Origin of the sequence: Halorussus pelagicus (assembly GCF_004087835.1) — an archaeon.
GTDB lineage: Archaea > Halobacteriota > Halobacteria > Halobacteriales > Haladaptataceae > Halorussus > Halorussus pelagicus.
In genome coordinates, this window is sequence record NZ_CP035120.1 from 37,470 (window position 1) to 59,176 (window position 21,707).

Annotated in this window: 20 protein-coding genes; 7 read left to right on the top strand and 13 right to left on the bottom strand. The window is 64.0% G+C overall.

The annotated features are described in order from the left end of the window. Positions 1 to 241: 241 nt before the first annotated feature. Positions 242 to 1,963 carry a cytochrome c oxidase subunit I gene (gene ctaD / locus EP007_RS15385; protein ID WP_128478879.1) on the top strand — a complete coding sequence of 574 codons (1,722 nt, stop codon included), beginning with the start codon at positions 242 to 244 and terminating at the stop codon, positions 1,961 to 1,963. 128 nt (positions 1,964 to 2,091) lie between these two features. Here ctaD and EP007_RS15390 read toward each other — a convergent pair whose 3' ends face one another. From EP007_RS15390 to EP007_RS17645, 4 genes are all read right to left on the bottom strand, one after another. Then, the gene (locus EP007_RS15390; RefSeq protein WP_128478663.1) at positions 2,092 to 2,520 is read right to left on the bottom strand and encodes a CopG family ribbon-helix-helix protein; all 429 of its coding nucleotides are present in this window, start codon (positions 2,518 to 2,520) and stop codon (positions 2,092 to 2,094) included. 101 nt (positions 2,521 to 2,621) lie between these two features. Further along, positions 2,622 to 6,146 (bottom strand): PKD domain-containing protein, encoded by a 3,525-nt coding sequence (locus EP007_RS15395; protein ID WP_128478664.1) that lies wholly within the window; start codon positions 6,144 to 6,146, stop codon positions 2,622 to 2,624. Between the two features lie 187 nt (positions 6,147 to 6,333). Next, on the bottom strand, positions 6,334 to 6,930 hold the full coding sequence (locus tag EP007_RS15400; protein ID WP_166035658.1) for a right-handed parallel beta-helix repeat-containing protein: 597 nt from the start codon (positions 6,928 to 6,930) through the stop codon (positions 6,334 to 6,336). Positions 6,931 to 7,135: 205 nt separating this feature from the next. Further along, positions 7,136 to 7,279: a hypothetical protein gene (locus EP007_RS17645; protein ID WP_166035660.1), complete on the bottom strand. Its 144-nt coding sequence runs from the start codon at positions 7,277 to 7,279 to the stop codon at positions 7,136 to 7,138. 145 nt (positions 7,280 to 7,424) lie between these two features. Here EP007_RS17645 and EP007_RS15405 point away from each other — a divergent pair, with 145 nt between their 5' ends. The 3 genes from EP007_RS15405 to EP007_RS15415 all read left to right on the top strand — a co-directional run bounded on the left by EP007_RS15405 (position 7,425) and on the right by EP007_RS15415 (position 12,603). Next, positions 7,425 to 10,817: a DEAD/DEAH box helicase family protein gene (locus tag EP007_RS15405; protein WP_208023621.1), complete on the top strand. Its 3,393-nt coding sequence runs from the start codon at positions 7,425 to 7,427 to the stop codon at positions 10,815 to 10,817. A 71-nt stretch (positions 10,818 to 10,888) separates the two neighbouring features. Then, a complete protein-coding gene (locus EP007_RS15410) occupies positions 10,889 to 11,965 on the top strand; it encodes a right-handed parallel beta-helix repeat-containing protein (protein WP_128478666.1) in 1,077 nt (358 codons plus the stop codon). 314 nt (positions 11,966 to 12,279) lie between these two features. Continuing rightward, on the top strand, positions 12,280 to 12,603 hold the full coding sequence (locus EP007_RS15415; RefSeq protein ID WP_128478667.1) for a tRNA-binding protein: 324 nt from the start codon (positions 12,280 to 12,282) through the stop codon (positions 12,601 to 12,603). A 3-nt stretch (positions 12,604 to 12,606) separates the two neighbouring features. Here EP007_RS15415 and EP007_RS15420 read toward each other — a convergent pair whose 3' ends face one another. The 6 genes from EP007_RS15420 to EP007_RS15445 form a co-directional block, all read right to left on the bottom strand. Then, positions 12,607 to 13,791 carry a twin-arginine translocation signal domain-containing protein gene (locus tag EP007_RS15420; RefSeq protein WP_243700499.1) on the bottom strand — a complete coding sequence of 395 codons (1,185 nt, stop codon included), beginning with the start codon at positions 13,789 to 13,791 and terminating at the stop codon, positions 12,607 to 12,609. Positions 13,792 to 13,899: 108 nt separating this feature from the next. Further along, a complete protein-coding gene (locus EP007_RS15425) occupies positions 13,900 to 14,223 on the bottom strand; it encodes a hypothetical protein (protein WP_128478668.1) in 324 nt (107 codons plus the stop codon). 88 nt (positions 14,224 to 14,311) lie between these two features. Further along, positions 14,312 to 14,620: a hypothetical protein gene (locus tag EP007_RS15430; protein WP_128478669.1), complete on the bottom strand. Its 309-nt coding sequence runs from the start codon at positions 14,618 to 14,620 to the stop codon at positions 14,312 to 14,314. A gap of 71 nt (positions 14,621 to 14,691) precedes the next feature. Continuing rightward, positions 14,692 to 14,997 carry a hypothetical protein gene (locus EP007_RS15435; RefSeq protein WP_128478670.1) on the bottom strand — a complete coding sequence of 102 codons (306 nt, stop codon included), beginning with the start codon at positions 14,995 to 14,997 and terminating at the stop codon, positions 14,692 to 14,694. A gap of 321 nt (positions 14,998 to 15,318) precedes the next feature. After that, a complete protein-coding gene (locus EP007_RS15440) occupies positions 15,319 to 15,498 on the bottom strand; it encodes a hypothetical protein (protein WP_128478671.1) in 180 nt (59 codons plus the stop codon). Positions 15,499 to 15,670: 172 nt separating this feature from the next. Beyond that, a complete protein-coding gene (locus EP007_RS15445) occupies positions 15,671 to 16,321 on the bottom strand; it encodes a PKD domain-containing protein (RefSeq protein ID WP_128478672.1) in 651 nt (216 codons plus the stop codon). 150 nt (positions 16,322 to 16,471) lie between these two features. Between EP007_RS15445 and EP007_RS15450 the strand changes: the two genes are divergently transcribed. Together EP007_RS15450 and EP007_RS15455 are read left to right on the top strand one after the other, a co-directional pair. Next, positions 16,472 to 16,906, top strand: coding sequence for a hypothetical protein (locus tag EP007_RS15450; RefSeq protein ID WP_128478673.1), 435 nt, complete (start codon positions 16,472 to 16,474; stop codon positions 16,904 to 16,906). Between the two features lie 3 nt (positions 16,907 to 16,909). Then, positions 16,910 to 17,203 (top strand): DUF7410 domain-containing protein, encoded by a 294-nt coding sequence (locus tag EP007_RS15455; RefSeq protein WP_128478674.1) that lies wholly within the window; start codon positions 16,910 to 16,912, stop codon positions 17,201 to 17,203. A 27-nt stretch (positions 17,204 to 17,230) separates the two neighbouring features. On the opposite strand, the gene EP007_RS15460 is transcribed toward EP007_RS15455, so the two are convergent. The 3 genes from EP007_RS15460 to coxB are packed head-to-tail and all read right to left on the bottom strand — an operon-like array spanning position 17,231 to position 20,916. After that, positions 17,231 to 17,494, bottom strand: coding sequence for a cytochrome C oxidase subunit IV family protein (locus EP007_RS15460; protein ID WP_128478675.1), 264 nt, complete (start codon positions 17,492 to 17,494; stop codon positions 17,231 to 17,233). A 36-nt stretch (positions 17,495 to 17,530) separates the two neighbouring features. Further along, positions 17,531 to 20,071 carry a cbb3-type cytochrome c oxidase subunit I gene (locus EP007_RS15465; RefSeq protein WP_128478676.1) on the bottom strand — a complete coding sequence of 847 codons (2,541 nt, stop codon included), beginning with the start codon at positions 20,069 to 20,071 and terminating at the stop codon, positions 17,531 to 17,533. After that, positions 20,068 to 20,916 (bottom strand): cytochrome c oxidase subunit II, encoded by an 849-nt coding sequence (gene coxB, locus EP007_RS15470; RefSeq protein WP_128478677.1) that lies wholly within the window; start codon positions 20,914 to 20,916, stop codon positions 20,068 to 20,070. Before coxB ends, EP007_RS15465 begins: the two co-directional genes overlap by 4 nt. Before the next feature lie 96 nt (positions 20,917 to 21,012). Between coxB and EP007_RS15475 the strand changes: the two genes are divergently transcribed. Then, a complete protein-coding gene (locus EP007_RS15475) occupies positions 21,013 to 21,543 on the top strand; it encodes a DUF6789 family protein (protein WP_128478678.1) in 531 nt (176 codons plus the stop codon). The last annotated feature ends 164 nt before the right edge of the window (positions 21,544 to 21,707 follow it).

Below are 21,707 nucleotides of genomic sequence, written 5' to 3' on the forward strand. Positions count from 1 at the left end.
ACGCGCGCCAAGTTAGGGTCGGTGGTGCCCGCGGTCGGGAGGTTCCGGATTCACTCCGAAATCGGTACCAACGAAGACCTGTTCGCTCTCGTCGTCGCCCGAATCGCGGGCAAGTGGCCGATTTTCCGCTGACCCAATTGCGAGCCGAAACGAGTTGGCGCACGCCAACGGAGAAACCACGTATCTCTCGGCCTTGTCTTGGCGTATGGTCGAAGCAGGGCAAATCGCACTCACCGCCGTCATGGGCGTACTGTTAGTCGCCGTCGTCGCGTACATCCTGCGCATCGAGGACTGGCGGTCGTACACGCCGCTTTCGGGTGGCGGCGGCGGAGCGTACCGCGAGGGCGCGGCGGTGACTCACGAGGAGAAGCCCGGCGGACTGGCGCGCTGGCTGACGACCGTTGACCACAAGGACATCGGCATGCTCTACGGTCTCTACGGTCTCGTCGCGTTCGCGTGGGGCGGCATCGCCATCCTACTGATGCGGACCGAACTGCTGACGCCCGAAACCGCCGTCATCGGCGCGAACTTCTACAACTCTCTGCTCACCTCCCACGGAATCACGATGCTGTTTCTCTTCGGGACGCCCATCATCGCGGCGTTCGGCAACTACTTCATCCCGCTGCTCATCGGCGCGGACGACATGGCGTTCCCGCGGGTCAATGCCATCGCGTTTTGGTTGCTCCCGCCCGGCGCGCTCCTCATCTGGGGCGGGTTCTTCCTCGCGCCGTTGGGAATCGGTGTGGACCCCGCACAGACCTCGTGGACGATGTATACGCCTCTCTCGGTCGAGCAGACGAACCCCGGCGTGGACCTGATGCTACTCGGACTCCACCTCACAGGCGTCTCGGCGACGATGGGGGCGATAAACTTCATCGCCACCATCTTCACCGAGCGCGGCGAGGAGGTCGGCTGGGAGCGCCTCGACATCTTCTCGTGGACGATGCTCACTCAGTCGGGCATCATCCTGTTCGCGTTCCCCCTGCTCGGGAGCGCGCTCGTGATGCTCCTGCTGGACCGCAACTTCGGAACCACGTTCTTCGCGGCGGAAGGCGGCGGTCCCCTGCTGTGGCAACACCTGTTCTGGTTCTTCGGTCATCCCGAGGTGTATATCCTCGTCTTGCCGCCGATGGGACTGGTCAGTCTCATCCTGCCCAGATTCGCCGGGCGCAAACTCTTCGGGTTCAAGTTCGTCGTCTACTCGACGCTGGCTATTGGGGTCCTCTCCTTTGGCGTCTGGGCACACCACATGTTCAGCACGGGTATCGACCCCCGGATTCGCGGGAGTTTCATGGCGGTGTCGCTGGCAATCGCGGTGCCGAGCGCGGTCAAGGTGTTCAACTGGATTACGACGATGTGGAACGGAAAAATACGTCTGGCAGCGCCGATGCTGTTCTGCATCGGGTTCGTCCAGAACTTCATCATCGGCGGCGTCACCGGCGTCTTCCTCGCCTCCGTCCCGGTGGACCTCGTGTTGCACGACACCTACTACGTCGTCGGACACTTCCACTTCATCGTGATGGGTGCCATCGCGGTCGCCGGATTCGCGGGCATCTACTACTGGTTCCCGCTCTACACCGGCCGGATGTACCAACAGACGCTCGCCAAGTGGCACTTCTGGCTGACGATGATCGGAACGAACGTGGTGTTTTTCGCCCTGCTCCTGCTGGGCTACGGCGGGATGCCCCGGCGCTACGCCACCTACCTTCCGCAGTTTCAGGACCTCCACCTCGTCGCCGGAATCGGGACTTTCGTCCTCGCGTTCGGCCAACTCATCTTCGTCTGGAACATCGTGACCTCGTGGCTGGAGGGCCGCCGCGTCGAGAGCGGCGACCCGTGGAGCCTCGAAGACGACGGCATGAAGACCAAAGAGTGGGCGTGGTTCGAGCGCAAGCGCGACACCGCCATCACCGACGGCGGGGAGTCCGACTCCCGCGACAACTCGGAGTCGGCCGAGGACTGACGCTCATCGCCGCGTGACATCACTTTCGGCCGCGCTCTCGCCGCGGCGTCATCTTCGGCCGCGCTCTCGCCGCGGCGTCATCTTCGGCCGCGCTCTCGCCGACGCTCGGACGAGCGTCGGCGACCGACTCACTCGCCGCCAGCGAACGGCCCGACCTCGTCCACCGGAATCACGGAGTAATCGACCGTGAGGGTGTCCTGTGCGGCCCGAATCTTGCCGACGAACGTCGAGATGTCTTCGAGTTCGCCTTCGAGGATGAACAGTTCCATGCAGTAGTGGTCGCCGACGTGGTTGTGGACGTTCGAGGCGACCAAGTCGTCGTACTCGTGGCGCAACTCCATCATTCGCTCCTCGACGGTAGAACTCTCGTAGTTGAACAGCACCGTGACGACGCCCATCAGGTCGCGGTCTTCGAGCTTCTTGTCCTCGAACTCGCCGAGTAGATTTCGCCCGGCCTCCCGGAACACTTCGCTCCGGCCGGTGTAGCCGTGTTCGTCGGCGAACTCGTCGATACGCTCCAGCAGTTCGTCCGGCATCGAGATACTGACGACTGTCATATATTAACCGAGTCGCCGGAAAATAATAGCTCTTAGTATTCGAGGGTGCGTTCGACTCCCCGGATTGCTAACTCCGGACGCGTCGTCGCGCTCGCCCTCGGTCAGTCTCTCGTTCGACTCCCCAATCGGGCCACCAGCATCGCGGACGCCAGCGCGACCAGCGCCGCGCCGACGCCGAATCCGGGGATTCCGGGCGGGTCGTCGCCGAATCCGCCGCTCGACTCCGTGACGCCGAGTTCGGCGGTCTCTCCGTTCACGTCCACGGTGTAGTTGCCCCCGGCGTCCACGCGCTGGACGAAGGTGACCTCCTTCGTCTCGCCTGCGGGCACGCGCGCGGACTCGTTAGCCAGTTGCTCGCCGAACATCGTCAGCGCGACCGCCCATTCGCCGACCTCGTTGCCAGTATTTTCGACCGTCGCGGTAATCTCGACTCGCTCGCCTGCCGCAATGGTCGAGGCGTTCAGCGCCACGTCGGTCACGCTAATGTCGGCCGGAAGCGTCTCTTTCACCGTCAGCGTCCCCGCCGACGCCCCGCCGACCGTCGTCTCGTAGGTGCCCGGCGACGGCGCGCTTCCGGACAGCGTCACGTCCGTCCGCTCGCCTGCGGGCACCTCGATTTCTTTCGAGACCAGCGCGCTCCCGTCCGCGGTGAGGTTCACCGTGGCGCTCCGGGGGGCGGTCCCGGCGTTCTCGACGGTCACGTTCGCCGTCACGTCGCCGCCGGTCGCCACCGTGTCGGCCGACAGCTCGGCCCCGCTGGCCGACAGCGAGCGGTCCGCGCCGACCGCGAGCGCGCCCAGCGAGTCGGTCGTCGCCGTCACTCGGTAGCCGTCGGCGCTCGACGCCGCGACCGTCGCGTCGAGTTCCCGCCACCCGTCGTCGTACTGGTAGACTGAAACGTCGTCGCCGCCGTTCAGCGCGCCGACTGCGGACCGCTCGACGGCGAACCCGACCGTCGCGCTCTCGACGCCGCTATCGAGGTATTCCGCGTCGAGACCGAAGTAGGCCAGCGACTCGTCGGTCGCGGTCAGCGCCGCGGTGCCGTCGGGCGCGTCGGCGCTCGCCGCAGTCTGGAAGACGATGTGCGCGTCGTCTTCAGTCGGTTCGACCGCCAGACGCGCGAACTGAACGCCGGTCTCGTTGCCGACCGCGCTGGCGGGCAGGTCGGCTTTCACCCGCCGGTCGTCCTGCGCCTGCCGCACGTCCACGGCCGCCGAGTTCGCTCCCGTCTGTGTCGTCTCGGTCAGAATCGGTGGCGGGCCGAAGCCGCCACCGCCTCCACCGCCACCCCCGCCGCCCGTAGCCTTCTCCTCTGGCTTGACGAGGATTTCGGTCGTCGCGGTGTCGGTGTCGCCGCCGTCGTCCGCGACCGTCACGGCTGCCTCGTAGGTGTCTGCGCTCCCGTACTCGTGGGTCGCGGTCGCGTTCTCGCCAGTGGTGTTGTCCTCGATTTCGCCATCGCCGTCGAAGTCCCAGCGGTACTCGGCGACGGGACTCTCGCCGCTCGCGTCGGTCGAGTTACTCGCGTCGAAGGTCACCGACTCGCCGACCCGCGTCTCGTTGGTGACCGAGAGCGCCGCGCTCGGTTTGTCGGTGACTTGCACGCCGATTTCGCCGGTCGAGTTCCGCTGACCCGCCGCGTCGGTCACGACGAGTTCGACCGTCGCGGACCCCTGCTGGTCGAACCCCTCGTAACGAACCGATTCGCCGGTCGCGGAGTCGGTGTCGCCGCCCTGCCGGAACAGCCACTCGTAGGTCAGCGGCGTACTCTCGTCGCTCGCCGACGCGCTCGCGTCGAGCGCGCCGCCGACCGATAGTTCCTCGCCCTCCTCGACGCTCACCGAGTCGATGGTCGGCGTCGTCGCATTTGTCACGGTGACATTCACGCCATCAGTGTCGGTGTTGCCGTGGGTGTCCGTGACCGTGAGATTCACCCGGTAGTCGCCCGCCGACTCGAACGTAACGCTGGTCTCGTTCGCGTCCGGGTCCGCCACGTCTCCACCGGGCGCGCGCCACTCGTAGGACTCGACGACGCCGGTGCCGTCGCTGCTCTGGGTTCCGTTGAGGGGTATCGGCGCGCCCGCTTCGACCGTCGTCGGGTCCGCCGAGGCGCTGGCCTCGGGGTCGTCGGTCTCCACGATTTCTATCCGCTTGGTAGCGTTGTCGGTGTTTCCGAGACGGTCGGTGACGGTGAGCCTGATGGTCTTCTCGCCCGGCGACGAGAAGGTCCGCTCGGCGGTGTCGCCGCTGGCCGCCGAGCCGTTCAGGTCCCACTCGTACCGCGAAATGGCAACGTTGTCGGAACTCGCGGACCCGTCGAACGCGACTGATTCGCCGACGACGTGTGTCGCGGGGTCGCCCTCGCTCGTTGCGTCGAAGTCGGCGGTCGGCGGTCGGTCCGCGCCGACCTCGACCGTGGTGGATGCGGTCAGCGTCCGGTCGCCCTCGACCATCGTCACGGTCGCCTCCCGCGTTCCGGAGTCGTTGTAGGTGTACGACGCCTGCCGAGCGGACGTGTTCTCTTCGATTTCGCCGTCGCCGTCGAAGTCCCAGCGGTACCCTTCAGCGCCCGAACCGGCGGTGAACGTCACGCTCTCTCCGGTCTCTGCGGGATTGCGGTCCGCGCTGATGCTCGCGTCGAGGCAGTTCGCGCCTCGCTCGATGACGACCGGTCGGTCCATCCGGAGGTCCTTCAGCTCGCCGTCCATGTCGTCGTGGCCGGTGTTGTCCCGGACCTCCCACCTATCGACGTTTCGGAACGTCTCGGGGTCGATGGTGACTTGCTCGCCGTCGCCGAGATTGTGGAAGCCACGGTACGCCCCGCCGTCAGTCCTGTTGTCGCCCCACCGCCAGTCGATGTCGAAGGTGCCGCCGGAGAACTCCCTGAGCGGCTCGGAGTCGTACTCGGCCTCTCGGTGGCCGTACCGAGTCCCGTCGCCGTCGGTGTACACGTCGTCCAGATTCTCGCGGGGGTACATATCGTCGATGTACGCCCACTCGCCCTCGGGGAGGTTTCGGAACTCCCACGACACCCGCCCGCCGTCGGGCGACGATTCGTGGAACCCATCACCGGCGATACCGCCGTAGAGACCGTTGTACTTCCTGTGTGAGGCCGTGTTGTAGTGGTCGTACAGTCGGTCGTGGCGGACGACGAGGCTGACCTCGCCGTTCGCGTTCTCGTAGAAGAACATGTGGCTGTCGCCGTCGTGCGACCAGTTGTAGAGTCCGTAGGTGCTGTACTCCCAGTTCTCGTTCATGTACGGGGTGTTGAGATACGGCGCGTAATGCTCGGTCTGTCCCCGTCCGCCGTCGTGGTACCGGTAGTCCATGATGGACTCGATGCTCTCGAACCCGTTCCAGTCGGAGTCCCGATACGGACCGGTCACGTCCCCGACCGTGTTCGTCCCTCGCTTCTCGACTTCGGGCACCATCTTCGGGTGGTCGTGCGAATAGGGCGCTATCTCGTAACAGACCGACGTGCCGGGTTGGCGCACGGTGTACACCGGCCCGTCTTCGTGGTCCGCCCGTGCGGTTCCGACCATCCCGACCATGTTCGCGGGAAGCACCGACGCGACCAACAGCACCGCCAGCGTGAGACTCAGTAGCGCGGTTTTATCGGCGTTCATTTCGCTGCTACCGGGTCGTATTCGCGTATTTCCCTTTGTTATGGACTCTCTGGGCGTTGTCTGGCGACGATATCTGGTCTACAGGCGGTCCGTTCGGTCGGCGTAGCCACCGTGTACTGCAGGGAAACGACACAAGTGAACTCCCAAACTTCCAAACTCCCAAACTCCCGAACTCTCAAACTCCGAATCAGCCCTCGCGCTGAATCTCGATTTCGTTCTCTGTGATGTCGGTGTTCGAGAGCGTCACGTTCTCGCTGACGGCCGAGACGCCCACGAGGTTGTTCGTGACGGTGCTGTTCTCGACGGTGACGCCGGTGGCATTCTCCAGTCGGACGCCGTAGGTGTTCGAGTAAGTCTCGACGTTCCGAATCGTCGCCGACCCCTCGGTCACGTCGATACCCGCGTGCCAGTCGTCCACCGCGAGGTTCCGAATCGTCACGCCCTCAGCACCGACGACGGCGATGCCATTGGTATGGCTTTCGCCCCGGCCGTCGATGAGATGGCCGTTACCGTTGAAGGTCACGTCGTCGGCGGTAATCTCGATGCAGGGCTTCGAGATGGCCGTGTTGCCGCCGTTCTCGATTTCGCTCGACAGGATGTAGGTGCCCGGCCGGTCGATGGTCCCGCAGGAGTCGATGGTCCGCTGTGTCGCGTCGGTCGAACTCGGTGCGTCGGTCGAACTCGCGCCGGGTAGCGTCGCGCCCGCGAGGGCGACGCTTGCGCCCGCGGCGACGACGAGCGCGGCGATGAGGACGCCGAACCGGCGAACATCTCGGGAAGTCACGCTCGCGCCAACGAGAGACGAGTAATTATAGCCACCGTGCGGTTCGACCACTACCGCCCGCGAACGAAACGGTAAGCCGAGACTAACCGGCGGAAAATCCGCCGCAAGCGTCTCCTCCGGGCGAATCCCGGTTGTTCGCGTGTGTCGTCGCTTCGCCCTCGCCGAAATCAGTCGAGGTCGGTCACATTCGGTCTGGCCGCAGTTCTCACCGCCCGTCGGTTCGGCATTCCTCGCAGATGGCTACCTCCGCTGAAATCTGCCCTTCGCCGGAATCGACCGGTAGAACCGTTATTGGAACGTACTCCCGGCAGTACGCACAGCGCTCAATGGCCGTGATGTGCGTGTCCATACGGCTTTCCTCAAACCCCCACTACTCAAATGTTACCCTGGCTGTCAATCGATAGAAATAAATCTTGTGGCCATCTGTCGGAAAACCAACGACGGAATTTACGGGAACGCAAGCCGTTTGTTTGTCGCTCTCGTACCGCCGTTCAGTGACCGACGCAGACGACGAGACGGACGAACTCGATTTTGACGACGACGCGCCGAGCGAGAACCGGGGGACAGACGCGGCCGAAGACGGGGAGGTCGGGAACGACGACGATAATCAGACCGAGGCGGAAACCGAACCGGTGGACGTGGAGTCGTTCCACGACGCTGTCGAACAGTTCGGCCGCCCGGTCGTCACCGCCGAGGAGGTCGCTCGCGCGCTTGACCGCTCGCAGGCCGAGACCGACGACGCGCTGGCGGGACTCGCAGAAGGCGAGGGCGTCGAACGCCTCGACGTGTCCAACGACCCCGTGGTCTGGTACCCAACCGACTGGGGGAACCTCGCCGACCGCGAGCGCGTCATCGTCTTCCCGAAGCGCCGCGAACTGGTCGTGGACCAACCGACCCAGTTCACGCGGGCGCAACTCTCGCAGTTTGCCCACCTCGTGGATACGACGCGCGACGGCGGTTACATCTACGAGATTCGCCAAGAGGACGTGTGGGCCGCGCCGTTCGACGACTTCGAGGACCTTCGTGGCACTCTCCGGGACGTGCTTCCCGAGCGGTCGCCCCACCTCGAAGAGTGGATGGAGAGCCAATGGAAGCGCGCCCGCCAGTTCGTTCTCCGGACCGACGACGAAGACGGCTATGTCGTCCTCGAAGCGGCGAGCGAGGACCTGATGGGCAACGTCGCCCGCCAGAAGCTGGACGCGGGCCAGTTGCGCGCGCCGCTCTCGGACACCGAAAGCTGGGTCGCCGAGGAGTCGGTCGCCGAGGTCAAGCGCATCCTCTACGAGGCCGGGTATCCGGTCCGCGACGAGCGCGACCTCGAAACCGGCGAGGAGTTGGACGTGCAGTTGAACCTCCGACTCCGAGACTATCAGCAGGAGTGGGTGAACGAGTTCGTCCAGACCAAATCCGGCGTCCTCGTCGGCCCGCCGGGGAGTGGCAAGACGGTCGCCGGGATGGGCGCGTTGGAGACTGTCGGCGGCGAGACCCTGATTCTGGTGCCGGGCCGAGAACTCGCCAGCCAGTGGCACGACGAACTGCTCGCGCACACGACGCTCACGCCCGAGCAAATCGGCGAGTACCACGGCGGCACGAAGGACGTGCGCCCCGTCACGATTGCGACCTACCAGACCGCCGGGATGGATAGACACCGGCAACTGTTCGACCAGCGCGAGTGGGGCCTGATTATCTACGACGAATGCTTGAGTGGAGACACTATCGTAGAAACTCAGTCCGGACGTACGACGTTCGCTGAATTAGATGAGAACTTTGGGTTTGACTCGGGTTGGAACCGAGACATTGATCTCTCAGTTCGAACATACCTACCGGAAGATGGAAACTACACTTGGACAGACGTACAGGGCGTATACAAGACCGAATCAGCGGTTCAGCGTATAGAAACAAATACTGGTCGTAGACTAGAAGCAACTCCAAATCACACGCATCTTGTCTTCGACCCCCAAACGGGGAAAGTTGAAGAACAAAAACACATTGAGCAAGGGGATTTCCTCGTTCAGCCTCATAAACAGACCGAAACTCCGAGTTCGACTTCAGAGGCGGCTGATTTGACGAAACAGGAAGCACGTGCCGAGTTGATGGGTTGGTTCATCGGTGATGGCCATTTAAACCAGTATGGAGATGTGAAATTCTCGTTTGCCCGGCGAGCCGAGAGACAGGTGGAGATTCTTCAGGACCTCTGTGAATGTCTCGATACGGAGTATTCCGTTTTCGACAACTCTCGGGGTGATCTGACCCTTTGGGCACCGAAACTACAAACTGAACTAAACTGGACTGGAGCAAGCGGCGATAAAGCAAGCTCAGTTACAGCACCGAAGGAGTGCTACTGCTGGTCGAAAGCTAAAATCGGTGCTCTTCTTCGAGGTCTCTTCGACGCCGAGGGGTCCGTCGATAAGAAAGGTCGTATCCAGTTCAATTCCGTGTCTGAGCAACTAGCGACGGACGTAACACTCCTTCTCCAGAAGCTTGGAATCCTCTCTCGAACGTTCGAAATTGACCGCAGCGACGAGGCGCACAACGACATCTACCGAGTGACGATTCCCTCGTACTATGGAGGCCATTTTGAGGAGCAGGTTGGCTTCCAATTACAGCATAAGGCCGAACGAATCTGTGGGGGAGAATCACCGGCTACTGGGCTTCCAGTTGGCCCATATCTCCAGCAATTGAAAGAGGATATAAATCTGACCAACGAGGAGATTGCGGAGATGTGTGACGTAGCAAGAGTCACTATCTCTGACGTGATAAACGGGAAATACCGGCTCGGTCAACAACATCTCCATACTTTAGCCAAGTCGCTTCAACGGTATGCAGACGAAGACAGAGGTACTCCGCAAGAAATCCGGGAGCGTTATAATATCACGTACTCGGAGATCGCAGAAGTAGCGGACTCACCGCAAACGACGGTGTACAAACGATTTCAGCGCGAGGAGAAGGCGACGGTTCAAACGACGGTGGATATCGCCAAACGACGACGAAAAGCTGCTCGAAAGCACGCCGACCGTCTCGAAAAGCTGGACGGACTTATGTTCTTAGAAGTCACCGATGTCGAAAGTATCGGTACTAAAACCGTTTACGACTTTGAGACAGAAGCTCACACATTCCTTGCCGATGGCTTCTTGACTCACAACTGCCACCACATTCCGAGTCGGGTTTTCCGAAGGTCGGCAGACCTTCAGAGCAAGCACCGCCTTGGGCTTAGTGCTACTCCTGTCAGAGAGTCTGACGATGAAGAAGAAATCTTCACCCTCATCGGGCCGCCCATCGGTACCGACTGGGACGCGCTGTTCGACGCCGGATACGTCCAAGAACCGGAGGTACAGATTCGATATGTCCCGTGGGACGACGAGACTTACCGCCACGAGTACGGGAGCGCCGAGGGCCACGAGAAGCGCCAGATAGCCGCGAGCAACCCCGCGAAGGTGGCCGAGATTCGCCACCTGCGGGCCGAACACCCCCACGCGAAGACCCTCGTCTTCGTGGAGTATCTCGACCAAGGCGAGGAGTTGGCCGAGGCGCTGAACGTCCCCTTCATCTCGGGGGAGATGCGCCACGCGCGCCGCGAGCAGTTGCTCCAGCAGTTCAAGTCGGGCGAGCGCGATGCCTTGATAGTCTCGCGCGTCGGCGACGAGGGTATCGACCTGCCCGACGCCGAGTTGGCCATCGTCGCGTCCGGTCTCGGCGGGTCCCGGCGACAGGGCGCACAGCGGGCAGGCCGGACGATGCGCCCGACCGGGAACTCCCGGATGTACGTCCTCGCCACGCGGGGGACGACCGAGGAGGACTTCGCGCGTCGCCGGATGCAACACCTCTCGGCGAAGGGCGTCCGCGTCACCGAGCAGGGCGCGGACGCCGTCGAGGACCGACGACCGTAGCCCGCGCCGTAATCCGGATTACCGACGCGAAACGGCCGAAAAACGAGGTGGGTCGCGGTCGAAGCGCCGCCATGCGCCGTGCGCTCGTCATCGTTGCCCTCTCGCTCCTGATTCTGCTCGCACCGCTCGCGTCTGCGGCGACTGTCTCGACTAGCGCCGACGCTGACCAGTCCGACCTCGCCATTATCGACTCCTGCACGACCATCGACGAACCGGGCCGCTACGCGCTCACCGGCAACATCCGCAACGCCTCGGCCGGGCAGTGTCTCAGGATTCGGGCGAGCGACGTGGAACTGGCCGGTCGCGGCCATATCGTGGACGGCCGCGGAGCCTTCGGCACGGCAGGGGTGACCGTCGGCGCGTGGGGCCGGGGCGTCTCGAACGTCACGGTCCGAAACCTGACCGTCAGCGACTGGGACGACGCGGTGCGCCTGACCGAGACCGACCGGGGCGTCCTCGCGGACGTAACCGCGACGCAGAGTCGGGTCGGGGTGAGACTCCTACGCGCGAGCGAGCACCGACTCATCGACCTGCGTGCGAGCGACAACGCGGTCCACGGCGTCTCGCTGTTGGACGATAGCGATGGGAACCGAGTGCGGAACGTTACGGCCGCAGGAAACGCGCTATTCGGGGTCCACCTCGGGACCGACTCCTCGGGGAACCGCGTCGAGAACGCGACCGCGCGGGGCAACGAGTACGGCGTTGTCGCGGTCGGCGCGGACGGAAATCGAATCGTCGGCGGGAGCGCGACCGGAAACCGAATCGCGGGGGTCTGGCTCTCGGCCGCCGAGGACACCCGCGTCGCGGACCTCCGACTCACGAACCGATTCTACGGCGTCTTTCTTGCCGACGGCGCGGCGAACAACACCCTCCGGGGGAACCGCGCCGTGGACAGCGCGGTCGGGTTCCGTCTCCGGAACAGCGACCGGAACCGCCTCCGAGGCAACACCGTGGCGGGGAACCGCGACGGCGTCCTGCTCATCGAGAGCGACCGGAACACCGTCGTCGGGAACCGAATCGCGGACAATCGCCGGGGCGTCTCGCTTCTGGCCTCCGACGACAACCGCCTCCGGGGGAACGACCTTCGTGGGAACGGCCGGGCATTCGTGGTCGCTCGGGGAAGCCAGAACAACAGCGTTCCGGGGTGAGAGTGGGGTTTTCGACGGACACACGAAAATTCGGGATTCTCCCCGGCGCGCGCTGGCGCGTCGCCGACGGCGACGCGCCAACCGCGCGAGGGACGAGTAGCGCAGCGTAGCGAGCAACGCAGGCGGTTGGGGAGGCGTGAGGTCCGCGGTCGCGGTGCGGAGCGGTGCTGTTTGATTGGCGTCGGCAGTAGCTAGCGCCTCTCTTCACTTTTGGTCCAAGTCGGCGTTACCCACCTCCAATCTCGTCTCGGCAAAACCAAACGTAATTTCCCCGACACTCGACGTTTAAGTCATGCGCCATTCTATCACGCCTCATGCCCGAAGACCTGTTCGAGACGACGTTCCGCGTCGGCGAAGTCCTCGACGCCGAGGCGTTCCCCGAGACGAACAAGCCCGAGATGGCCAAGTTGAAAATCGACCTCGGCGACGAGGAGGTCCAATCCGTCGCACAGACCGGATACAACTACGACCCCGCGGACCTCGTGGGTCGGCAGGTCCTCTGCGCGACGAATCTCGGGTCCGTCCGAATCGCGGGGTACAAATCGGAAGTTCTCACGGTCGGCGTCCCCGACGAGGAGGGCCATCCCGTCCTCGTCGGTCCTGACGAGGACGTGCCGCTCGGCGGCGAGTTGTACTGATACCTATCTCCCGTGGGCGTGCCGTTTCACTTTCCTCGCCCAGTCGGGCCACTCGCGGCGTTGCTCTACGTCCAACTCGGGGTCGCCCGACATCGCCTTGATGGCCTTGGCGTCGGCCTCGTTCCAGACCGTGCCGTCCTCGTGGAACAGACCGTTGATGATGCCGCGCTTGCGCATGTACCGGACGTACGCCGGTTTCACCATCAGCGACCAGAAGAAGTTGCCGACGCCGTGCTGGTGGATGGTCGGCGCGATGGAGGCGTAGTCGGGTTGCCACTGTTCGACCGTCTCGTTGCTTCCCCACCCGAAGTTGGCGATGCGCTGCCACTCGGACAGATACACCGGCATGTCGAGGTCTTCCGAGAGCCTGTTCGCCTGCGGGAGCAGGTCGTGGTACACGTCGGCGTCGCTCGGGAAGTTGTAGTGGAACTGCAACACGTCTGACCCCCAGTCCACGTAGTCGGCGTTGTTGGCGAGACTGGTCGAACCGACCGTCAGCGGGACCGACCCGCGGTTCTTCGCCATCGTCTCGAACATCCCCTCGGAGAAGTTCTTCATCGTGGGGAGCCACCCCGGTTCGTTCATCACCTCGATGGCCAGCAGGCGGTCGTCGTCCCTCCACCGGTCCATGAACCACCGGACGTACTCTCGGGGTTCGTCCCACGCCGACTCGCGCTGGACGACCTCGCTTGACGGCGATTGGGTTGGCGGCGCGGTCAGCGGGTCGGTCGCGTGGAGGTTCTTCTCGGTCGGTTCCTTCCCGACGCTCTCGAACAGCCCGAACAGCACCTCTATCCCGCGGTCGTCGGCCGCCGACAGGAAGTGGTCGATGGACCGTTCCAGTTTGTCGGCGTCCTCGACCCACTGCTCGAAGTTGACCCACGTCCGGATGGCGTTGATATTCACTCGCTCGGCGTAGCCCAGATCGCGCTCGATGACGCTCTCGTCGTAGTCGTGCCACATCTGGAACGTGTTCCACGACCGCGAGGGGACGTAGAGCGCACCGCGAACGTCCACCGGTTCGGCGGTGACCTGGGCGCGCTCCGCGGGGGCGTTCCCGGCGTTCTCAGGTCGCGGAGAGGTCGCGTCGCCGCTTTGCTGTCGCTGTGAGTCGGTCGGAGCGGTACAGCCCGCGAGACCTGCGACGCCCGCTAACGAACTGGCTCGAAGGAACCTCCGGCGATTCATTGGACCGACGGACTACATCGCCCGGTGTAAAAGTGTATCTACGTTGTGCGATACGTTCTGCCTGAGAAACGTTGTAACCCCGTATTTCCGCGCTTTCGGTGACTGACGCTATCGCGCTCCTCGGAGAACGATTTCGGCGTCGCACTCGGGACAGACGCTCCGACCGGCGTCGAACTCCGTCTCGCAGAACGAGCAGAGATGTTCGTCACGCTCGCCGGACTCGGAGTCGGCCGCCGCGGGGGTCGATTGCTCTCCCGGTTTCGCGTCGGCCGCGGCGTCCTCGGGGCGTTTCGGGTTGTCCTCGCCCGTGCGCTCGCTGTCCTCGTGGTCGGTCGTGCTTTCGTCGTTTCCCGTCTTGTCGCCGCCTCGCAGTTCGCTCGTGATGTCTTTTAGCAGGTCCATGCTATCTGGTCTTCGGAACCACGTTTGCATTGTTATGGACCGCCTTAGTCGGGCGTAAGGAGGGCCTTCGTCAGGGTCACCACCGGCTAACCGTCGCGCGCAGTGAAACGGGAGAAGGTCACGCCCGGCGGTCGAGCGCCCGCACGGTCCGGCGGGCCGCGAACAGCGCCAGCAGGGGGACCGCGCGGGCCGCGGCGACGACCGCCGCGGTGGCCGCAAGCAGGGCGAAGGGGTTCGCGGGCAGGCTCCCGAGAAGGACCGCGAGCGCGACGGCGGCCGCCGTCGCGCTCGCGGCGAAGGTCGCTATCGCCGCACCCGCGACGACCGCGTGGGTAGCGTACTCGCTCGCGGCGTCGCGGGTTCGCGTCGCTGTGGTCCGGAAGGTCGTTCTCGTCGGCAGTTTCGTGGTGTCGTTCGTGTGTCGCATCGGTTCGCGTTCGGTGAGTGTCGGTCGGAGTGCAGTTCCTCGCGTCGAACAGGCGGCCGTTCGACTCCGCGCTACGCCGAGCGGTCGGTCTCGACTGCCGAGACTGCGCGGACGCCGAACTCGTCGGCGACCGCCTCGCGGACGGCGTCGCGTTCGTCGTCCACGGCTCCCTCGATGTGGACTTGGAGGCGAACCGAGGCATCCACGCGGAGGTCGTTGAGCGTCGGCGTGACGCCCGAAACGTCGAGGACTTCGGTGCGGTCAACCGCGGTGCTGCGGTCGAGGACGGTTACGATGCCGTCCTGAAGCGTGCCGTCGCCGCCTCGCGGGACGTGAACTTCGAGGTCTGCTGTCGCGTCGATGACGAGTGCGTTCATTGTCGTGTAGTCGTGATGGATGTGGTCGTCTGCTGTGCGGTCGCGGTGAGCGTCGCGTTTCGGCCGGTGCGTTCCGGACGAGACCGACCTCGCCCGAGACGCGCGGCTACGCGCGGAGATGTCTCTCTGGGTGGGGCGCCGACGACGCAGGGACGCCGAACTACCGGGCCGATGCGTCGGAGAAAGGCGTGGCCGAACGGACCACGCTCCCGACGCACGCCGCTCGCTTCCGAGTTGGAGAGTCGAGAGGAAGCGAGCCGACCCGGCGTTTCGGTCGGCGCGACCCCCGGCCGATTGCTCGGGAGTCGCGTCCGGAACGCCTTACGCGGTCGGGGTGGTCCGTTCGAGGCGATAACTGCGCTCGCCCACGTCGCCCACCCAACCGGCGTGCTTGCGCATCGCCGGAATCGCCCCGGCGGAGCGGTCGGACGCCGGGGTTCCGGAGCGTGCGCTTTCGGCGTCGCTACCGAAAGTGCGTGCCCGGAGTGGTGGACAGACCATGGGTGAATCACCTCGCGCGCCCAGTCGTCTGGGCGGCCGAAGTAATGCTTGCTATTATCGGTTATCTATTAAAACTGACTGAACTATGTTACCACGACTCACGAAAATCGGCGTCGTCGAATCGGGAGAGCCGCCCGCTGGACCGCGAGAGGGGGAACCCGTAGCGGCCGCGCTACGGGTAGAAGTCCACTATCCGCTCGCCGGTCCGGCCGTTCTCGTTGGTGACGACCAGTTTGACCTTCCAGTGGGACCCCGAACCGAACCGTTCGTTGAAGTCCGGGCCGGTGGCGGAGGGACTGTCGAGGAAGCTATCGCTGTAGTCCCAGTTGCGGTAGTACCACTCGTAGCTCTGGATTGTCCCGCGGGGCGCGTACGAATCCCGGCCGCTGAAGGCGTGAACTTCCGCGTCGGCCGGCGGTTTCTCTATCTTTGCGACCGGCGTGACCGAGCCTTCGGGTCGCACGAGGATGTTCTTGACCGCGCTGTCGGTGTTTCCGTTGCTGTCGGTGACGACCAACTTGATACCCCACGGCGCGTCGCCGAACGCTTCGCTGGCGGTCTGGCCGGTGGCCGAGGGACTGCTGAGCCAGTCGGACGAGTACTGCCAGTTGCGGTAGTACCACTCGTAGGAGTCGATGTCCCCGCTTGAACGACTCCCATCGAACGTAACCGTCTCGCCTGTTTCGGCCGGAAGCGGGTCGATGTCGATGACTGCGGTGGGACCGGCGGCCGTCGCACCGGTCGAACCGACGACGCCGACGGCACCGGCAACGCCCATCGCTTTCAGCACGCTTCGACGATTCGCTCTTTTAATTTCCGACATGCTACAAGGCAGAATAAAACTGCTACCGGGAAATATTTTTCTGCCGAATAGAACGTGAATCTTTCTCCCGTACGGCCGTTGCCGTCGCTCCGAACCACCGCCAATACTTATGCTTGATACTCTCTAACAATCTATCGTGAGTGTTCGAACATGGCCGAAACAGCGTATCTGGCGAGCGCGCTCGTAACCGGGGCGCTCCTGCTCGCGGTCTGGGCGCTCGTCGCTCGATTGGCGGACTGGCGGCGCTACGACCCCGCGCCCGCCGAGGGCGGGCGCGGTCGCACGCGCTCGACGGACTCCGGCGACTCCGTGGGCGCGTGGGCGGCGGGGTTCTTCCTGCTGGCGCTGGTCGCCGGAGGCGGTGCGGTCCTGCTGGTCAGCGACGCGGCGTTCGCCGCGGCGATTGACTGGGTCGCGCTCGTCGTCGTCTTCGCCGCGCTCGTGGTCGGCTTCCTCCTCTGGGGGACGTACAGTTCCGCGCGTTTCCGTGGTCTCCGGAGTGCGCGGGCCGCGCTCCTGAGCGCGTGGCTGTTCGGGTCGTTGTTCGTCGCGGGCGTCGCGGCAAAACTCGTCCTCGGGGGGTGAGCGATGCCCCGGTCCGTCCTCGACGCCGACGTGCGCGTCCCCGACGGCGAGACGCCCGCTCGGTGTCCCCACTGCCAGCGCCCGTTCCGGACCGAGCGCCTGCGCGCGCTCCACGTCGGCGACTTTCACGGGCGGGACTGCACCGACGACCAGCGCGAGGCGTACGACGAGGCCCGCGAGGCCGAGCGCGAGGCCCTGTTCGTCTACCACCTGAAGGTCGTCGCCGGTCTCGTGGCGGTGTACGCGTTCTTCTTCCTTACGTATCTCGCGGTGTCGATGGTACAGGTTCCGGGGTGAGTCGCTGGCGGAACGCTTCGAGCGCACTCACAGTATCGAGTACGCGGCCGCCATCGTCAGCGCGAGCGCCGCGAGCAGGCCGACGAACATCGTGAACGCTACCGAGCGCGGTTCCCACTTGAGGTGCTGGTAGTACCACGCGACCAACAGTGCCTTCACGAACGACAGGGCGATGATTACCCAGAACGCGGTCCAGTAGGGTAGTTCGCCGGACTGCTCGACGAGAACCTGCACGGTGGCGAACGCGAACAGCACGACGTAAATCGCGGTGTAGAGTTTCGTTCGGGTCATGGGTTGATGTTCGGATTGTTGATTATTCCGTTCGTGTCACAGAATGTAGAACAGCGGGAACAGGAACAGCCACACGATGTCCACGAAGTGCCAGTAGAGACCGAAGTATTCGACCGCTTCGTCGTCGCCGTCGAGATACGCCCCGTTCCACGCGCGCACGACGAGGTACAGCGTCACTACCAGTCCGGCGATGACGTGGAGCGCGTGCAGGCCGGTCGTCAGGTAGAACGTCGAGGAGGCGACGTTCGTGCCGATTTCCCACCCCTCGGGGAACGCCTCGGTGTGGACGTGGAACAGGTGGAGCCATTCTTGGGCCTTGTTGGCGAGGAACGCGATACCGAGGACGAACGTTGTCACCAGCGACCCGACGAGTCCCAATCGACTGCCCCTCTCGGCCGCTACGAGCGCGAGGACGACGGTGAAACTGCTCGTGAGCAGGAGGTAGGTGTTGATGAGTCCCGGCAGGGGGACGTGGGCGGCCGGAATCAGGTGGTGCCAGTCGGTCCACCCTTCCGCGACGCGGATGAAGGCGTAGGAGCCGACGAACGCGCCGAACAGCACCACGTCGCTGGCGAGGAATATCCACATCCCGAGTTTCGTGTTCTCCACCGCCTCGAAGGGCCAACTCTCGCCGAACGGTCCGGTCGGCCCGTGGAACCGCTGGCGGCCCATCCGGACCAGCGCCCAGAGGCCGCCGAGCAGGCCGCTCGCGGTGAGCGCGACGTAGAACCCACCTTCGAGTCCCGCCGGGTAGCTTCCCTGCCGGAGACCCGACAGGCCCAGCAGGAGAGCGAACGACGCGACGCCGACTGCGAACGGCCAGACGCTCGCGTGGCTCTCGTCGTGGTCGGCGATTTCTAGCGCGCCGCCGCCACCGCTACTGTCACCGCCACCTCTCCCACCGTCCGCTTCGAGTTCGCGGCCGTCCGCGGCCCGGCCCGGTCGTCGGAACTCCAGCGACCCGCTGGAGAACGACGGCCTGCCGGGGAAGTTTTCGAGGGGCGGCGGCGAGGGAATCGCCCACTCGGTCGTCGTCGAGTACCGCCACGGGTTGTCTGGGGCCTCCTCGCCGGTCCAGAGGCTTCGGCTCAGGTTGTAGAACATCACGAGGAACGACGCGCCCAACAGGAATCCCCCGACGGTGGCGAGTTGGTGCCACCCGACGAACGCCTCGGGGTAGACGAAGTCACGCCGCGGCGTCTCCCAGGCCACGAACATCGGGAAGTAGAGCAGATTGAACCCGACGAAGTACAGCGCAAAGTGGACCTTCCCTAAGAACTCGTCGTACATCTTCCCCGTCATCTTCGGGTACCAGTAGTAGAGACCGCCCACCAGCGCGGTGACGCCGCCGACCATCACGTAGTGGAAGTGCGCGACGACCCAGTAGGTGCCCCGGAACTCGTAGTCGAGGACGACCGCGCCGAGGAAGACGCCCGTGATTCCCCCGAGGATGAACAGCACGAGTGCGCCGAACGAGAACAGGAACGGCGTCGTAAATCGCACCTTCCCCTTGACGAGCGTGTAGATGAGCGCGAACACCATCAGGTCGAAGGGGAGCGAGATGCCGATGGTCGTCGCCATGAACAGCGTCTTAATATGGAGGTTGATGCTCGTCAGGAACATGTGGTGCATCCAGACGAGGAAGCTCTGGAGCGCGACCAGTACCATCGCCGCGATGAACCACTTGCGCCCGACGAGGCGCTTGCCCGTGAACGTCTGGAAGCACTCGGCCATCACGCCGAGCGCCGGGAAGAAGACGATGTACACCTCGGGGTGGCCGAAGAACCAGAACAGGTGCGCCCAGAGCAACGACCCTGCGTGTCCCGTGGCCGCGAAGTAGGTCGTCCCGAGCAGGCGGTCGGCCGAGAGAATCATCAGCGCCGCCAACAGCGCGGCAAACGCGAACAGCATCATCCACGTCGTCAGCAGAATCGTCCACGTAAACAGGGGCATCCGGCGGAGCGTCAACCTCTCGGCGCGCATCCGGTGTATCGTCGTCAGGAAGTTCACCGACCCGACTGTCACCGACGCCGTGAACATCACCAGCGCCAGTACCGCGGTACTCGCGCCGATGTTGGGCGTGTAAACCGGCAGATTCAGCGGTGCGTACATCGTCCACCCGCCCGAGAAGGTTCCCCCTTGGAAAAAGGAGACGCCGAACAGCACTCCCGAGAAGAGATAGAGCCAGTAGGACAGCGCGTTCAACCGCGGGAAGGCGAGGTCCTTCGCGCCGATTTGGAGCGGGACGACGTAGTTGGCGAACCCGAACGCGAACGGCGAGAGGAACCAGAACACCATCAGTAAACCGTGAGCCGAGACGGCCTGATTGTACTGGAGCGGTTCGAGGAGGCTCACTCCCGGCGTCCAGAGCTGAAGGCGCATCAACAGCGCCAGCACGCCGCCGAACACGAGGAAAAAAAGCGCTGTGACGGTGTAGAGGATACCCACGTCCTTGTGGTTGGTCGTGACAAGCCATCGCTTGACGCTCGCGGGGTCGGGCAGGTCGTGATGGCGGTCGGTCCCGTGGGTCGCGTCGGCGTACCCGCCGTCAGTCGTCGGATCCGCGTCGTCGCTCATGCGACCACCTCTCGGGCGCTCTGCGGGACATTCCACGGAGCGCGCGGTGAATCTTCTCCGGCCACGCTCGCGGGTGCGCTCGTCGCGCCTGTGGGCGCGACGAGCGCAGAGCTATTCGGACTCGACGCGCTCTCGGGACTCGACACGTTCTCGTACCACGACCGGTACTCGGCGGAGTCCATCACGACGATTTCGGCGGTCATGTAGGAGTGACCCGCGCCACAGAGTTCGAAGCATCTGGCCTCGTAGGTCCCCGTCTCGTTGGCGACGAACCACGTCTCCGTGGTCTGGCCCGGAATGGCGTCGGTTTTCACCCGTAACTCGGGGACGCCGAACGTGTGGAACACGTCCTCGGAAGTCGCGCGGAGGTGAACCGTCTCGCCCTCCGGCACTCGCAAGGTGCTGGACGTGTGCCCGTTCGGATAGATGAACTCCCACCCGAACCGGAACCCGACGACTTCGATTTCCATCTCCTCGTCGCTCTCGCCGGGCGGGTTGTCCTCGACGTACAGCAGCGTCCCGTAGGTCCACGCGATGAGCGAAATCACGATAATCGTACTCAGTCCGAACGAGACGAACAGTTTCCGCCCGCCGCCACCGCCGGAAGGAAGTTCGCCCACCATCGTCGCTTCGTCGTTGACCGCTCGTCCGCCGCCATCCCGGTTCTTGTAGGCGTTGTACACCATGTAGCCGACGACGACGACGCCCACGAGCGTTCCCAACACCAGAAACACCGTGAATATCTGGCGAAACACCTCGACCCGCGTTCCCTTCGGTACGAGTCCCGACTGGAGCGGCCCGAACGCTCCGACGGCGAGGGGTAGCTCTCCGACCGACGGGTTCATGATGTATGATAACATCGTTCGTGTACTTATCGGTTTCCCACAAATTTTCGTGATATAACGGGAACGCTTTTGCACTGTGGGGTGGTACCGCTTATCATGAGTGGGGACGAATCAGAATACACGACGGAGCTACCCGACGACGTAACCGAGGGTGCGGAACCCGACTTCGACAACCTATGGGGTATCGTTACCGACGGACTCATCGGTGCGGTCGGTGGGTTGGTGGGTACGGGGTCGCTGACCGTGGGCCTGCTCATCGCGGCGTCGCTCGGCGTCTTCGACATCAACGAGTTCGCCACGCTGGCCGAACTTACCGGTCTGAGCGCGCTGTTCGAGTCGAACCCCGCGGCCGTCGGCTACGTCCTGTTTCTCCTCGGCGGAATGGTGATGTGGCCGCTCCTGTTCGCGTCCATCGGTTCGTACCTGCCGGGCGACAGGTTCGCGCTGAAGGGTCTCCCGTTCGGGTTCGTGCTGTGGACCGGGTTCGCCCCCGCGTTCTACTCGGAGTACACCGGACTCGCGCTGGCGCTGTACCTCTTGTTTACGCTCGGCGGCCACTTCGCGTACGGGTTCACGCTTGGGGCCGTCTTCGATTACCTCGGTGACCGACCGGAGACGCTGGTCTGAGTCGTCGAATTGACGCCGAGCTAACCTCTTTTCTCCGAACCGATCTCGACTTCTTACCGAGGATGGGTCCAATCACTTCCTCATCGCTTAAATGGTTCTAGAAATCAAAATTTTGTTCAAAGTTTTCTTTTGTTGAAATATATTCTCTCTCATTAAAGCCGATA

What these genes read in the sequence shown, in the direction of transcription:
- ctaD (WP_128478879.1), top strand. Translation starts at nt 242, where the DNA reads ATGGGCGTACTGTTAGTCGCCGTCGTCGCGTACATCCTGCGCATCGAG.
- EP007_RS15390 (WP_128478663.1), bottom strand. Translation starts at nt 2,520, where the DNA reads ATGACAGTCGTCAGTATCTCGATGCCGGACGAACTGCTGGAGCGTATC.
- EP007_RS15395 (WP_128478664.1), bottom strand. Translation starts at nt 6,146, where the DNA reads ATGAACGCCGATAAAACCGCGCTACTGAGTCTCACGCTGGCGGTGCTG.
- EP007_RS17645 (WP_166035660.1), bottom strand. Translation starts at nt 7,279, where the DNA reads ATGGACACGCACATCACGGCCATTGAGCGCTGTGCGTACTGCCGGGAG.
- EP007_RS15410 (WP_128478666.1), top strand. Translation starts at nt 10,889, where the DNA reads ATGCGCCGTGCGCTCGTCATCGTTGCCCTCTCGCTCCTGATTCTGCTC.
- EP007_RS15415 (WP_128478667.1), top strand. Translation starts at nt 12,280, where the DNA reads ATGCCCGAAGACCTGTTCGAGACGACGTTCCGCGTCGGCGAAGTCCTC.
- EP007_RS15420 (WP_243700499.1), bottom strand. Translation starts at nt 13,791, where the DNA reads ATGAATCGCCGGAGGTTCCTTCGAGCCAGTTCGTTAGCGGGCGTCGCA.
- EP007_RS15425 (WP_128478668.1), bottom strand. Translation starts at nt 14,223, where the DNA reads ATGCAAACGTGGTTCCGAAGACCAGATAGCATGGACCTGCTAAAAGAC.
- EP007_RS15430 (WP_128478669.1), bottom strand. Translation starts at nt 14,620, where the DNA reads ATGCGACACACGAACGACACCACGAAACTGCCGACGAGAACGACCTTC.
- EP007_RS15435 (WP_128478670.1), bottom strand. Translation starts at nt 14,997, where the DNA reads ATGAACGCACTCGTCATCGACGCGACAGCAGACCTCGAAGTTCACGTC.
- EP007_RS15440 (WP_128478671.1), bottom strand. Translation starts at nt 15,498, where the DNA reads ATGGTCTGTCCACCACTCCGGGCACGCACTTTCGGTAGCGACGCCGAA.
- EP007_RS15445 (WP_128478672.1), bottom strand. Translation starts at nt 16,321, where the DNA reads ATGTCGGAAATTAAAAGAGCGAATCGTCGAAGCGTGCTGAAAGCGATG.
- EP007_RS15450 (WP_128478673.1), top strand. Translation starts at nt 16,472, where the DNA reads ATGGCCGAAACAGCGTATCTGGCGAGCGCGCTCGTAACCGGGGCGCTC.
- EP007_RS15455 (WP_128478674.1), top strand. Translation starts at nt 16,910, where the DNA reads ATGCCCCGGTCCGTCCTCGACGCCGACGTGCGCGTCCCCGACGGCGAG.
- EP007_RS15460 (WP_128478675.1), bottom strand. Translation starts at nt 17,494, where the DNA reads ATGACCCGAACGAAACTCTACACCGCGATTTACGTCGTGCTGTTCGCG.
- EP007_RS15465 (WP_128478676.1), bottom strand. Translation starts at nt 20,071, where the DNA reads ATGAGCGACGACGCGGATCCGACGACTGACGGCGGGTACGCCGACGCG.
- coxB (WP_128478677.1), bottom strand. Translation starts at nt 20,916, where the DNA reads ATGAACCCGTCGGTCGGAGAGCTACCCCTCGCCGTCGGAGCGTTCGGG.
- EP007_RS15475 (WP_128478678.1), top strand. Translation starts at nt 21,013, where the DNA reads ATGAGTGGGGACGAATCAGAATACACGACGGAGCTACCCGACGACGTA.